Origin of the sequence: Flavobacterium sp. RSSA_27 (assembly GCF_051547125.1) — a bacterium.
Taxonomy (GTDB): domain Bacteria; phylum Bacteroidota; class Bacteroidia; order Flavobacteriales; family Flavobacteriaceae; genus Flavobacterium.
Window position 1 is genome coordinate 1 of the sequence record NZ_JBPTTN010000003.1, and the last position, 14060, is coordinate 14060.

Genomic DNA, 14060 nt, shown 5'->3' on the forward strand with positions numbered 1-14060 from the left:
CGCAAAGGTAAGCAGCGTTTTTATTTCTCACAAACTTTTTTTGATATTTTTTTTCGAAAACCTAATTTCGATTATATCTATTCGTTGTCAGTATTTAGTAGAACGCTTGCGCTATTGCGGGTGCAAAAGTAACACCTTTTTCCGTTTTAACAAGCTTTTTTTAGCTATTTTTGGAGTTTATTTTTTAATGCTTTAATAGTGTGCTATTTATACTTTCACTTTTTATGATTTTCCAAAGAAAACACATGCCAAAATAGGAATTCATTAAAATTGAAACCCCAAAACAACCAAATATTGCCATATATTCTTCAAATGCGTTAGAGACAACAGTGAAAAGCCCATTTTAAAGTTTAAGGAAAAAATAGTCTACTATATATAAGGAGAACGCCCAAATACTACTCATAACGAATAGCTCTTACTGGAAAAATACGCGTTATTATATATGAGGGCAACAGTAAAACCAAGAAACAAACCACAACAGTCATGATATTAAGTAGTACTATATACATCATGTTAAAATAAACCGGAGCTTGGTTTACATAATAATTTTCTGGATTAAGTTTAACAATCCCAAAATAGTGCTGAACAATAAGTATAGCAACACCAATCAAATTACCCCAGAACAATCCCCTAATGATTAAATACAAGGCGTTATAAAGGAATATTTTCCTGATAGACCAGTTGTCTGCACCAAGCGCTTTTAATATACCAATCATTTGGGTACGCTCTAAAATCAACACTAATAAAGCCACTACCATATTAATAGTCGCAACAAGAATCATAACAACCAAGATGACAATAATATTAATATCAAACAATTTTAACCAATCAAAAATGTAACTATACTTTTCTACAATAGTTTTGCTATCTAGGGTTGATGAAGTTTCTTGATAAACTTTTTCACCTATACTTTCGATTTCATTAAAATTATTTACGAATACTTCAAAAGCACCTACTTGATTGGCCGTCCATTTATTTAATCGCTGTACATGTCTTAAATCACCAATAATATAAGACGCATCAAATTCTTGAAAGCCCGAATTAAAAATTCCAACAATTTTAAAATTCCTAACATTATACCCGTTGGATTTCATAAAATAAGCATGAAAAGAATCTCCTAACTTTAATTGCAATCTTGAAGCAATAAATTCTGAAACCACCACTTCTTGATTAAGATTACCTCTAACAATAGGCAACCTACCCTTTACCAAGTATTCTTGAATATATTTCCAATCATAATCCATACCCACTCCTTTGAACATAACCCCTTCAAAAGCAGTTTCAGTCCTAATTATACCCGCTTTTACTGCAACCGCTTGAATATGATTTACTTCAGGAATTTCTTTAAAATTTGGATAAAATGACTGTCTTAAAGCAACTGGAACTAGAGTTGCTTCTGATTGATTACTATCGAAATTAGCAATTACAATATGCCCATTAAAAGCAGCAATTTTTTCCCTAATTTTTTGCTGCAAACCAATTCCTGTTGCCACAGAAACCATCATCATAATGATACCGATAGCAATTGCTGCAATAGCAATGTTAATTATAGGAGCAGAGATACTACTTTTATTATCCTTGGAAGTAACTAAACGTTTGGCGATAAAATATTCTAATTTCAAGAGAAAGAAGGTTTAAATTAAAACAAGTATTGAATTTGTAAGCTACAAAGGGATTCTTTTTTTCATTTCCTCCACAATATTATATACTGCAGGACAAATAGGAATGTTTTTCAAAGTAATATTAGTGATTTGTTGAAACTTCTTTCGATCAGTGTGTGGAAATTCCCTACATGCTTTAGGACGAACATCATAAATAAAACAAGTATTATCTTGATCTAAAAAGAAACAAGGCACAGATTGCAAGACATAATCTTGCTCTTCATCTATCCGAAGATACTGAGCTATAAATTGCTGAGGCTTTAATCTCAAATGTTTTGAAATCCTCTCTATATCGGCTGATGTAAACAAAGGACCTGTGGTTTTACAACAATTGGCACAATCCAAACAATCGGTTTTTTTAAATTCATCATCATGCATCTCTTGCATTAAATAATCAATATTTTTTGGTGCTTTCTTTTTTAGCTTATCGAAATACTTTTTGTTTTCGTTATGCTTATCTTTGGCGAGTTTCTTTATTTCTGATAAATCAGGCTTTAACTGCATAGCTTTAGGTTAAAACACAAAAGTAAACTTAAATCACTAAAAAACCGACAAAAATGAAAGACCTTTTTGGACACGCTATATATGATTATTATTTCAATAACTCTCCAGAAAACATAATCACCGAAACCTCAATATCTGAAGAAGATGAAATGGATGTAAGTTATTTGTTTAGAACATATGAAAACATGCCAAAAATTGAACAAAAAGCACTAGATTTATCTAGAGGAAAAGTACTCGATGTGGGTTGTGGTGCAGGAAGCCATAGTTTAGCTTTACAAAAAAATCATCTAGATATCACGGCTGTTGATATATCCAAAAAAGCCATAGCAACATGCAAAGCCAGAGGCGTCAAACAAACTAAAGTTTGCCATATTTTAGAATTAGAGGAAAACACTAAATATGACACCATATTGTTGATAATGAATGGTACAGGTATTTTTGGCACACTAGACGAAACCCCTAAATACTTAACAAAACTAAAAAAGCTCCTTTCTATTGGAGGACAAATTCTTATAGACTCCTCTGACATCATTTATATGTTCGATGAAGATGATGATGGAGGAAAATGGATACCTGGTTCGAACTACTATGGCGAACTAACTTTCAAATTAAGCTACAAAAACCAAACTGAAGATGCATTTCCTTGGCTTTACCTTGATTACAATACATTACAAAATATTGCACATGCCAACGAATTAAAATGCGAATTAATAATAGAAGGAGAGCATTTTGATTATTTAGCCAAACTAACTCTTTAAGCCATGGACCATAAAGAAATTGAAAAACTTCAATATCCTATAGGAAAATTTAAAGTTCCAGATCAATTCACAAAAACTTTTCTAAATGAAAAAATAGAAGAGATTGAACTTTTTGTAGAACAAATAAAAAATGAAGTCTCTGAATTAAATGATGAACAATTGAACACCCCTTATCGCCCGCAAGGATGGACAATTAGACAGGTAATTCATCATTGTGCCGACAGTCATATGAACTGCTTCATTAGAATTAAATGGGCGTTAACAGAAAACAAACCAACTATTAAATATTAAGAAGAGAGTTTATGGGGAGAAGGTTTTGACAACACAACAATGCCAATTATACCTACTTTAGAATTACTAAAAGGACTTCACTTTCGTTTGGGCTACCTGTTAAGAAATCTGAATGAAGAGGAATTAAATAAGACATTTATCCACCCTGAATATGATAAGACAATTTCTATAAAAGAAATAATATGTACCTATGCGTGGCATTGCAAACATCATCTTGCACATATTACTGAATTAAAAAAGAGGAAAAAATGGTAATCATTTTTTCCTCTTTTATTAACTCTGATTCATTAACTTCAATGAAAACTCATAATAAACCCTCACTGGCTTACCATTATGCTCTCCTGGTTTCCATTGCGGGCATTTAGTCATCACTTTTTTAATTACTTCGGATGAAGTTGAATCTAGAGATTTTAAAACCTTTACATTCGATACTAATCCATTTGGTTCTATAACAAAACCTACTTTTAAATAACCAGTAGGGCCTTCATATTCAGGCATTGAAAAATTTTTTGAAACAAAATCCATGAAACTAGAATAATTACCCGGTAATTCAGGTCTTAATTCAACATCATTGTAAGGAACAATTTCATCGTTGGCCATGCTAAGATCTTGTGCATGACCAGTACAAAACATAAAAAACCACATTGCAATAAATAAAATTCTTTTCATCATTTGGGGATTTAATAAAAAAAATCAACTACTATGTATAGCTGAATTGTAAATATATCCCAAAATCAATAAAAAAAAAAACAGATACTCTAAAAAAGCAATATTGTTTTTCAGAATTTAACAATTAAAAAATGCAACATATTAAATACTAATGCCTTAAAAAAACAAGCATAAAAATATGAAAGATTAAAAAAGATGTATTGCCTTTCTTTTATTAAAGAAAAGAAACAACTTAAGGTATGTTTAAGTACTTATGGGTTTGCAAAGAAACACGCCACTTGGGATTGTTCATGACATACTCTACAATTAAAGGTGTCATTTCTTCTTTTTTACTCCATTCTGGCTGAAGAAAAAGAAGCGCTTTATGATTAACTTTCAGAGCTTGCTCTTCTGCAAAAATAAAATCATGTTTATTAAAAATAATTACTTTGAGTTCATCTGCATTATCATATACAGTTTGAGTAGGCAATTTGTTTTTTTTTGGTGACAAACAAATCCAATCCCAAGTCCCAGAAAGTGGATAAGCGCCAGAGGTTTCAATATGTATTTTCAAATTTCGTTCTTTTAACTTTGAAGTTAGTAAAGTCATATCCCAAGTTAAGGGTTCTCCACCAGTAACTACGACAGTATCTGCAAATTTTGACGCATTTTCAACTATACGATTAACAGCAGTGGGGGGATGTAATTCTGCATTCCAACTTTCCTTTACATCGCACCAATGACAGCCAACATCGCAGCCTCCAATACGAATAAAATAAGCTGCAGTACCTGTATGACTGCCTTCACCTTGAATGGTATAAAATTCTTCCATCAGTGGCAACATTGCCCCTTTATTCACTTCTAACTGAACTTCTTTTGATAACATTTTTTTCTATTATAAATGCAAAGATACTATTTTAAAAACTAAGGCTAAAATTGCTTTAAAAGTTACTAGTAATAGAAGTATGTACTAAAAAAAAAGCGATAACATTTATTAGTTATCGCTTTTTATAACACTAATTGAATTACTTTAATGTAGCTAATGATTTGGTTGCATATTCGTTGGTTGGATCAACAGCCAAAGTTTTAGTAAAATATTCAATTGCTTTAGTTTTATCTTTATTAGCATAGCTAGCTGCTAAATTGTTGTAACTTTCAATTATTTTAGCTTTGTGAGTAGCATTATTTAAGTCACCTTTTTCAGTTAATTTAGCAATATAAGCTTCATAATTTTTGATAATTAAATCCTCTTTCTCAGCCAATCTATTAACGCGTGCTTTATAAAGGAAAGCGTCTTGGTAAGAAGGAGCAGCTACGAGTACTCTATCAAAAGCAGTCTCGGCGCTTTGCAACTGTACTAAATCTGGTTTAGTATCCTTTTTACTATTTGCATAAAATATAGACAAACCGTAATAAATATTATCATCTACATAATTCTTGTCTTCTGATTTTTTAGTACCTAGTTCAAAAATACCAGCTGCCTCTTTGTAAAATTTCTTAGAGAATAATTTCTTACCTATATCATTCAAGTCTTCAGTAGCTAAGGGTTCTAAAACAAGAGCTTTATTCAAATCTGCCAAACCAGAATTGTATAAGTTTGGATCCATTGACAAACCATCAGCAGCAATTGCTTTTTTAAATTTAATCTCAGCGTAATAAATATAATCTTTAGGGATAATTTTACTATTTGGATTAGCCATAAAACTTTCTAAAGATTTCATTGCTAAATCAACATTCCCATTTTCAAATGCTGAATAAGCTAGGTAACGATAAATTCTTGGATTAACTTTATTTAATTCAATCATTTTGTTACCTTCTTTTTCTAATTCTGTCCAATTCTTAAGTAATACCAAAAAATCTGCTCTTCTCATTCTTGATGCCAAAGAGTAATCGGTCAAAGACATATACTTATCATAATTTGTCAATGCCAATTGCATATTTTCTGTTGCTTTTGACGGTTTATTTCTTCCCCATTTATAATAGGTTTCAGCTAATTCTCTATAAACAGGCCCATAATTAGGATTAATAGCAATAACTTCATTAAATGCATTAATTGCTAAATCATATGACTTAGCTCCTTTTAATAAAACACCCAATTGCATCTTAGCACGTAACATTGTAGGATCAATTTGGAATGCGTTTCTATAAGCAGAGTAAGCTTCATTTTGTTTGTTATCCAAATAATAAGCATCACCAATCGCTAAAAACAAATCTGCATTTTGAGGACTATCTAATTTTGCCTTTTCTAAAATAGCAATCGCACTTTTAGTATCAGGTTTGGTACTATTCATATATGCGCGGGCAATATAAGTAGGTACAGTAGCGTCTTTTCGTTTAGCTTCTTTAATTGCCAAATCGAAATTAGCTTGTGCAGCACTTTTATTGTCAGCATCTAAATCAATTTGTCCCAAACCAATATAATTTAGCTTCGCACCTTCAGAGCCTGTAATTCCTTTTTGATAATAAATTTTTGCAGAATCCGTTTCTTTTTGCTGCATATAAACATTTCCTAATAAAAAGGAAGCAGTTCCATTGGAAGGTTTAGCTTGCAAAACAGATTTCAACATCGATTTAGCTTTTTCAAACTGTTCAGCATCAATTGCCTTTTTAGCCTGATCAATATCTTGTGCATTAACAAGAGCAGTTGAAGCAAAAAACGCAACACTAAAAATTTTTAACTTATTCATCTTCTATAAATTTATTTATTTTCTATTCTTTTGTATTCTCAATTTGATCTCTTACGATTATTTTCCGTCCAGGTACACGCACTGGTAACAAACCAGCCTTAAGAACGATTCTTTGACCAACGTCACCAGCAATAAATGAGGCAAATCCCATACCTAGCCCACTATAACCTTGACAATTTACAATATACAAATCACGTGCCAATGGATAAGTTCCTTCCGCTATGTTATTTTGTGTTGGACTAATATACTGTTTACTATTCAATCCTTTAACACTTAAAACATTTACATTATTCAAATATTTGATCATATTTGGAGTAGGCTCCGAAATCCAATTCATCCCGATTACACCAATCAATCCAGTATTTTCTGAAACAAACTTAATTACTTCTTCATTGGATCGAAAGGAATAAACGCCTTTTTCAGGTAGTGAGTGAACTTTTGCTAAATTTTTAATACAACTCACTGTACTTGAATTAGGATTATCAAACACTAGTCCTTTAATGGCACTATTACCATTTCCTTTCATAAAATCGACAACATCCTTTAAAGAAAGTAATGTATCGTTGGAGGATTTATTACCTACAAAAGCAATTGCGTCAATAGCAAAATTAGTGATTTTTGGTATAATTTTTTTTTGAGCAAAGTTATTTTTTTCCTGATCACTTAAATCCCTAGTTAAAATGGCTACACCTGTTTTACCCTTAAATAAATCATTTAAAGTTTCTCCCTCTGATTTTGGAGTTAACTTAATGGTGGCATCATACTTGCTTTGAAAAACATCGGCCTGATCTTGAATCAAAGGCAAGACAGTTTCATCAACAGTAACTTCAACATTTCCCTTCAAAATAGTCTCTTCATTTCTATCATATTTACATGATTGCAAACTGATAAAAGCAAAAAAAATGGGTGCCAAATTAATTAATTTCATGACTTTATTTATTCGATTGAAAAAATCTAAAAAAACGGATAATGGAATAAACAATCAATACTAATCCCAAAGCGATTCGGTAATTATATTCCATTTGCAATGGAAAATCTTTCCAAAAAATAACCATTAAACCTAAAAACAGATAGACTAGAAAAAACAACAAGCCTATAACGAGAAGAAATCGCTCTTTAGGCGATTTCTTCTTCATATTATCAACTAAATTTACATTCATTATTCTGCTGATTGAATAGTAATAGGAAGAGAGTATAATACCCTAACTTTTTTACCATTTTGTTCTCCAGGTATCCATTTTGGGCATTTGCTTAATACTCGAATAGCTTCTTTTCCTGTACCGTAACCGATATCTCTTAAGACCTTAATATCTGTTAACGAACCATCTTTTTCAACAACAAAAGTTACATAAACTTTACCTTTTAAACCTTCTTCTTCAGGTGTTTGATAATTATTACCTACGAATTTGTAGAATTTATCCATACCTCCTGGGAATTCAGGTTTTTGCTCAATACCTGCAGTATTATATACTGTGTTATCCTCTTCAACAACAGCTGCAGTACCGGTGCCAACTGGCTCATCAACTGTCAATACTGCATCAGGATCACCTTTTATAGTTTCAGCTCCGATTTTCTTGTCTTTGATTTCTTTTACTTCCACGATTTCCTCAACAACGTCTTCTGCTTTTGCTACAACCGGTTTCACAAACTTCACTTGATCCACTTTTGGTGGTGGAGGTGGTGGAGGAATATCTGGTTTTTTCTCTTCTTGTTTTTTTGGAGGCAACTTAACTGCTGTGATTTTCACATCCAGATTTTCATCTTCATCAGAAGAGCTAGGCAATAAACTTGCAATAAGTGGCGCACTAACTGCCAAACTGAAAACGATTGCACCAAAAACAAGTGCTCTCATTGAAGTCTTACGATTTGATTTTCTCAATTCATAAGCACCATACAGTTTGTTACGTCCTTCAAAAACGATATCAAGCCATTGATTTTTTAATATATCTAATTTCATTTTTCTTAATTATTAGGTTATAGACAAATTAGCTATACTATTTTGCCGCTAACAATTTTGTTTCTTCTGGCGTAAACTCGTTTACTATAGCATAAGTAGGCACTTCTACTATAGCCATTTCGTCTAATATATCCACTAAGTTGCGGTAAGTTGCTTTTTTACTTGGTTTGATAATTACAATGATTCCATTTTTAGGTTTCCCTTTTGCAGCAGAATATTCTAAAACTGATTTTCTTCTAGAAAGCAATTCTTTACGAATACCTTCTTTTCCATATGCAAAATCTTTAGGAGCAGCAAGTGGCGCACTGATCATACCCATGTAAGATACTAACTTTCCATTCTCCCCAAGCAAAATTGTCATTGTACGATTTTCATCTACTTTGATATCTTGTTTCTTTTCGGGATTATCTTCTTTATCTGGCAACCCCAAATTCATAGATTGAGGTTTTGATAGTGTTGTAGTCAACATAAAGAAGGTAATTAATAAGAAGGCCAAATCCACCATAGCAGTTAAATCTACTTTTGAATTTTGCTTTTTACTTCTTACTTTTCCACCACCTTTTTTGCCTCCACCACCGGTATTTAATTCAGCCATTATAGTGTGTCTTTATTTAATTAAAAATTCTTTCCTCTTAAACCAGTAACCAAACTAAAGTTGTTGATTTTTTGATCTTGCAAAATATCCATTACTTGTTTAATTGTACCGTATTCTTCTTTAGCGTCACCTTTGATTGCTATCTCTAATTCTTTATCATTGATATCAATATTAGCACGTCTTGCATTTAAAAGCCATTCTTTCAATTGATTATCTAAAGAGTCTTTAGGAATACCTGGTTGACCTGCTCTCGTTCTATCAGCTGCCTTCATATCTAATATTTGCTTTAGATTTTGAATTGGCACACCAAAACTTTCCATGATCGCAAACTTGTTTGTATCATCATCAGAAAATTCTAAATCGTACTTTTGCCCCATTAATTCAAGGGTTTTTTTACGAACTTCTCTTCCTTTTAAATCAAAAAACACTTTTCCTTTACCAATTGTGATGGTAGCCAAGTTATCCGTTGGCAATTTAGTTTGCACGGTAGACTGTGGCGTATCCACTGGTAAAACTTCAGGAGCTTTAGCGGTAGCAGTCAAAATAAAGAACGTTAGCAAAAGGAACGCAACATCACACATCGCGGTCATATCAATGGATGTGGATTTTTTTCCTCCTTTAGTATTTAATTCTGCCATTTTCTTTGTTTTATTTTAAATTAAACCTAGAGTTTTAATTTTACAACTCTAATTTAATATTAATTATTGTTTTAAGCTACCTCTAAATTTTCTGTAAGTATTAACGATAGTAGTACCAGCCTCATCGATAGAGTAAGTTAAATCGTCAATTTTAGAAGTAAAGAAGTTATAAGAGATAATTGCTAATACAGAAGTAGAGATACCCGTAGCTGTATTGATAAGTGCCTCAGAGATACCATTTGCTAGAGCAGCTTGGTCAGGAGTACCTGCAGTTGCTAACGCACCAAATGCTTTAATCATCCCTGTTACTGTTCCTAACAAACCAGCAAGAGTTCCTAAAGATACTAATGAAGAAATGATAGTCATGTTTTTCTCTAGCATTGGCATTTCTAATGAAGTAGCCTCTTCGATTTCTTTGTGGATCGTTTCAGAAGCTTCTTCAGAATTGAATCCTTCTTTTTTAACGTCTTGGTATTTCACTAAAGCAGATTTAATTGCATTAGCTACAGAACCTTGTTGTTTGTCACAAGCAGCGATAGCTTCATCAATTTTACCTTCTTTAATATCTCCTTGTACTTTTTTCATGAAAGTATCTAAGTTACCTTTTCCAGCAGCTTTAGTGATCACCATGTATCTTTCAAAAGAAAATACGATCACCATTAATAATAATCCCATCAAAACTGGAACGATAGGACCACCTTTATAAACCATTGCTAAATAATTTCCTGGTAGTGGATGACCTGTGTTTACGCCTCCTTCAAAATTAGCACCATCTCCCATAATAAAAGTCCATACTAACCATCCTACAAATACACATGATAAGATAATAATTCCTGAAACCATTCCTCCACCATTTGAAGTGCTTTCTTTTTTTGCTTTAACGTTTGCCATTTTTTTTAATTTTAAAAATTTTAAATAATTTATTTTTCGTTATAATAAACTTGTAGAATGGCAAATTTATATGTTTAGTTGAAATAAAAAAACTTTTTTAGTGGTAAAATTTGATGTTCTGATTTGAAAAACTAGTGCATTAATTCATAATTACACATAATTGTTAGTAAAAAGACTTTTTTAACATTTTATTCTCAAAAAATAAACTTCAAAACAACTCAAAAATAAGAATTTACTAACTTTAAAAAAGCGTTAAAAAAATCAGGATTCCTACAAATTTATGACTAATGCTCATTTTTTATTAAAAAAACTAGATTGAAAGTTTTCAAAAAAACAATAACTTGCAGTTACAAAAACCTATCAAAAATGAAGCGAGAAATTGATTTTAAAAACACAATTATTGAGGGCTATACCACTAAAGGTGAGAGTATACTATTAGGAGGAGCAATTTTAGACGGGCAACCCTTAGTTGATACTTTTGTAAAAATTCCCTTAAAAACTTTAAATCGGCATGGATTAATTGCTGGCGCGACTGGAACAGGTAAAACAAAGACGATACAAATACTTTCTGAACAATTATCTTCTAAAGGAATTCCAGTATTAATGATGGACATCAAAGGTGACTTTAGTGGTGTAGCAATGCCTGGTGAAGAAAAGTCTTTCATAACAGAACGTCACCAAAAAATAAACATTCCATTTAGTCCCTCAAGTTACCCTGTAGAACTACTTTCACTGTCTGAACAAGGCGGGGTTCGACTAAGAGCAACAATTTCTGAGTTTGGTCCAGTGCTATTCTCTAGAATACTGGATTTAAATGACACTCAAGCGGGTGTAGTTTCGGTAATTTTTAAATATTGTGATGACAATCAAATGCCACTTTTGGATTTGAAAGACATCAAAAAAGTCATCAATTACATTACCGAAGAAGGAAAAGAAGAAATTGCCAATGCTTATGGGAAAATTTCGACAGCTACAACTGGTACAATCCTCAGAAAAATTATCGAATTAGAACAACAAGGCGCTGATTTGTTTTTTGGAGAAAAATCATTCGAGATTGATGATTTAATGCGAATTGACGAAACTGGAAAAGGGTATATCAACATCCTTCGCCTCAATGATATTCAGGATAAACCCAAATTATTCTCCACATTTATGCTTAGTCTTTTGGCAGAAATTTACCAACAGATGCCCGAAAAAGGAGATTCAGAACAACCCGAATTGGTTTTATTCATCGACGAGGCACATTTAATTTTCAATGAAGCCAGTAAAGCACTTTTGGATCAAATTGAAACTATTGTAAAACTAATTCGTTCTAAAGGAATAGGAATATACTTTATCACCCAAAACCCAATGGACATTCCAAGTGGCGTTTTGGCACAATTAGGATTAAAAATTCAACATGCTTTGAGAGCCTTTACAGCCAATGACCGTAAATCCATCAAACAAACTGCTGATAATTATCCGTCAAGCGAGTTTTACATTACAGAAGAACTCTTAACCAGTTTAGGAATTGGAGAAGCTTTGGTCACTGCTTTGAACGAAAAAGGGATTCCTACTCCACTAGCAGCAACGATGATGCGAACTCCAACAAGCAGAATGGATGTTTTGACCGAAAGTGAAATACAAGCTATAAATTCTAAATCCAAATTGGTCAAAAAATACAGCGAACTCATCGATAGAGAAAGCGCTTACGAATTGCTTAATCAAAAAATAAATGCCGCACAAGAACAAGCAACACAAGCAGCGACGGAAGCTAAAGAAGAAAAAACTTCTTCTGGACCAAGTACAACTGAAGTAGTCACAAAATCTGTTTTGAAAGTAGTAACAAGTGCTACCTTCATTCGCGGAGCCTTTGGAATATTGTCCAAATTATTCAAAAAATAGGCTATGAAAGGTGCACTAACTATTGGTTTGCTAATTTTGTCCAATGTATTTATGACCTTAGCTTGGTATGGACATTTAAAATTCAAAGAACTCAAATGGTTTGAAAATGCAGGACTTATCACCATCATTTTCATTAGTTGGGGACTAGCTCTTTTTGAATATTTCTTTCAAGTACCTGCCAATAAAATTGGGTACCAAGAAAACGGAGGACCATTTAGTTTGGTACAGTTAAAAGTAATTCAAGAAATCATCACTTTGATCATTTTTGTTTTGTTCTCTTTGCTTTTTTTCAAAAATGAAAGCTTTCGATGGAATCATGCTGTTGGCTTTTTGTTTCTAGTGCTAGCCGTTTATTTTATTTTTAAAAAGTAACGTTTTCGTTCTTTAAATACCAAAAAAGAGTGTTTTTATTATCACCTATAATTAAACTATAGTATCTCCTTTTTTAAATTATGAGATTCAAGCTGCAATGAATTTAAATTGTATCAAAAAAACACGGTATTCTATTTCATAATTTAAAATACATTTGCAGGCTAAAAACAATATTTACTCGACACAAATCTCATAAAATAAAAACATGAAAGCCTTGACCTTTTCCAAATTCGGCACATCTGATGTATTAGAATATATCGAAATTCCCAATCCAACTATCAAAGACAATGAAGTACTCGTAAAAATGAAAGCTATTGGTTTAAACTATGCAGACATTTACCGCAGAAAAGGAAATTACCACTTGAAAGGAAATCCTCCTTATATTGCTGGTTACGAAGGAGCCGGAATTGTGGTCGAATCAAACGTTTCATCCATTAAAATTGGGGACCGTGTAGCCTTTACTGATGTACCTTTTGCTAATGCAGAATTGGTAACTGTTCCCTCCGCACATGTTATTCCTCTTCATGAAAGTATAAGTTTTGAATTGGCCGCTTCTGTTTTACTTCAAGGTTTGACAGCACACTATTTGGCTAACGATAGTTATAAAGTAAAAAATAATGATATCGTGTTAATCCATGCTGCTTCAGGTGGGGTTGGCCAACTACTGACTCAGATTTGCAAAATGAAAGGGGCCACTGTTATTGGTTTATCTAGAAACGAAGACAAATTAGCGATTATTCAAAGTAACAGAGCTGATTATGCGATACCTCTAAATGACAATTGGACAACTAAAGTATTAGAAATCACAAACCAAAAAGGAGTAGATGTAGTTTTTGATAGTGTTGGAGCTACTTTATTACAAAGTTTTGAGGTAACTAAAGAATGTGGAACCGTGGTCTTTTATGGAATGAGTGGTGGCGACCCCGATCCTATAGACCCAAGAATGCTAATGGATAGCAGTAAAACCTTAACGGGAGGCGATCTTTGGAGTTATATTAATTCACATGAAGAACGAATCTCAAGATCAAGCCAATTATTTGATTGGATAGTAAATGGGGCAATTACTGTTGCCGAACCTGTACGCTTCCCTTTATCTCAAGGTAAAGAAGCACATGATTATTTAGAAAAAGGAAAAAGTTCCAGTAAAATATTATTGATTCCTTAAGCCAACAAA

Annotated in this window: 14 protein-coding genes and 1 pseudogene; 5 read left to right on the plus strand and 10 right to left on the minus strand. The window is 32.6% G+C overall.

Features of this window, described 5'->3' with window-relative positions:
• Window positions 1-395: 395 nt before the first annotated feature.
• Window positions 396-1622, minus strand: coding sequence for an ABC transporter permease (locus ACSVH5_RS04990; protein WP_438060359.1), 1227 nt, complete (start codon window positions 1620-1622; stop codon window positions 396-398).
• Window positions 1623-1664: 42 nt separating this feature from the next.
• Window positions 1665-2165 (minus strand): YkgJ family cysteine cluster protein, encoded by a 501-nt coding sequence (locus ACSVH5_RS04995; protein WP_438060360.1) that lies wholly within the window; start codon window positions 2163-2165, stop codon window positions 1665-1667.
• A gap of 53 nt (window positions 2166-2218) precedes the next feature.
• Between ACSVH5_RS04995 and ACSVH5_RS05000 the strand changes: the two genes are divergently transcribed.
• Together ACSVH5_RS05000 and ACSVH5_RS05005 are read left to right on the plus strand one after the other, a co-directional pair.
• Entirely contained in the window at window positions 2219-2923 is a 705-nt protein-coding gene (locus tag ACSVH5_RS05000; RefSeq protein WP_438060361.1) for a class I SAM-dependent methyltransferase, read from the plus strand.
• Window positions 2924-2926: 3 nt separating this feature from the next.
• Window positions 2927-3469, plus strand: a pseudogene (locus tag ACSVH5_RS05005) (YfiT family bacillithiol transferase).
• An 18-nt stretch (window positions 3470-3487) separates the two neighbouring features.
• Here the strand turns inward: ACSVH5_RS05005 and ACSVH5_RS05010 are convergent.
• The 8 genes from ACSVH5_RS05010 to ACSVH5_RS05045 all read right to left on the minus strand — a co-directional run bounded on the left by ACSVH5_RS05010 (window position 3488) and on the right by ACSVH5_RS05045 (window position 10630).
• On the minus strand, window positions 3488-3883 hold the full coding sequence (locus tag ACSVH5_RS05010; protein ID WP_438060362.1) for an energy transducer TonB: 396 nt from the start codon (window positions 3881-3883) through the stop codon (window positions 3488-3490).
• A 232-nt stretch (window positions 3884-4115) separates the two neighbouring features.
• Window positions 4116-4748 (minus strand): 7-carboxy-7-deazaguanine synthase QueE, encoded by a 633-nt coding sequence (locus tag ACSVH5_RS05015; RefSeq protein ID WP_438060363.1) that lies wholly within the window; start codon window positions 4746-4748, stop codon window positions 4116-4118.
• A gap of 139 nt (window positions 4749-4887) precedes the next feature.
• A complete protein-coding gene (locus ACSVH5_RS05020; protein ID WP_438060364.1) occupies window positions 4888-6549 on the minus strand; it encodes a tetratricopeptide repeat protein in 1662 nt (553 codons plus the stop codon).
• A 22-nt stretch (window positions 6550-6571) separates the two neighbouring features.
• The gene (locus tag ACSVH5_RS05025; RefSeq protein ID WP_438060365.1) at window positions 6572-7477 is read right to left on the minus strand and encodes a PstS family phosphate ABC transporter substrate-binding protein; all 906 of its coding nucleotides are present in this window, start codon (window positions 7475-7477) and stop codon (window positions 6572-6574) included.
• A gap of 231 nt (window positions 7478-7708) precedes the next feature.
• Window positions 7709-8506 (minus strand): energy transducer TonB, encoded by a 798-nt coding sequence (locus ACSVH5_RS05030; protein WP_438060366.1) that lies wholly within the window; start codon window positions 8504-8506, stop codon window positions 7709-7711.
• Window positions 8507-8543: 37 nt separating this feature from the next.
• The gene (locus ACSVH5_RS05035; RefSeq protein WP_438060367.1) at window positions 8544-9101 is read right to left on the minus strand and encodes an ExbD/TolR family protein; all 558 of its coding nucleotides are present in this window, start codon (window positions 9099-9101) and stop codon (window positions 8544-8546) included.
• A 20-nt stretch (window positions 9102-9121) separates the two neighbouring features.
• On the minus strand, window positions 9122-9739 hold the full coding sequence (locus ACSVH5_RS05040; protein WP_438060368.1) for an ExbD/TolR family protein: 618 nt from the start codon (window positions 9737-9739) through the stop codon (window positions 9122-9124).
• Window positions 9740-9802: 63 nt separating this feature from the next.
• On the minus strand, window positions 9803-10630 hold the full coding sequence (locus ACSVH5_RS05045; protein WP_438060369.1) for a MotA/TolQ/ExbB proton channel family protein: 828 nt from the start codon (window positions 10628-10630) through the stop codon (window positions 9803-9805).
• Between the two features lie 366 nt (window positions 10631-10996).
• On the opposite strand from ACSVH5_RS05045, the gene ACSVH5_RS05050 reads away from it, so the two are divergent.
• From ACSVH5_RS05050 to ACSVH5_RS05060, 3 genes are all read left to right on the plus strand, one after another.
• Window positions 10997-12514 (plus strand): helicase HerA-like domain-containing protein, encoded by a 1518-nt coding sequence (locus ACSVH5_RS05050; protein ID WP_438060370.1) that lies wholly within the window; start codon window positions 10997-10999, stop codon window positions 12512-12514.
• 3 nt (window positions 12515-12517) lie between these two features.
• Window positions 12518-12886: a DMT family protein gene (locus ACSVH5_RS05055; RefSeq protein WP_438060371.1), complete on the plus strand. Its 369-nt coding sequence runs from the start codon at window positions 12518-12520 to the stop codon at window positions 12884-12886.
• 205 nt (window positions 12887-13091) lie between these two features.
• Complete coding sequence (locus ACSVH5_RS05060) at window positions 13092-14051, plus strand: quinone oxidoreductase family protein (RefSeq protein ID WP_438060372.1); 960 nt, start codon at window positions 13092-13094, stop codon at window positions 14049-14051.
• Window positions 14052-14060: the final 9 nt, after the last annotated feature.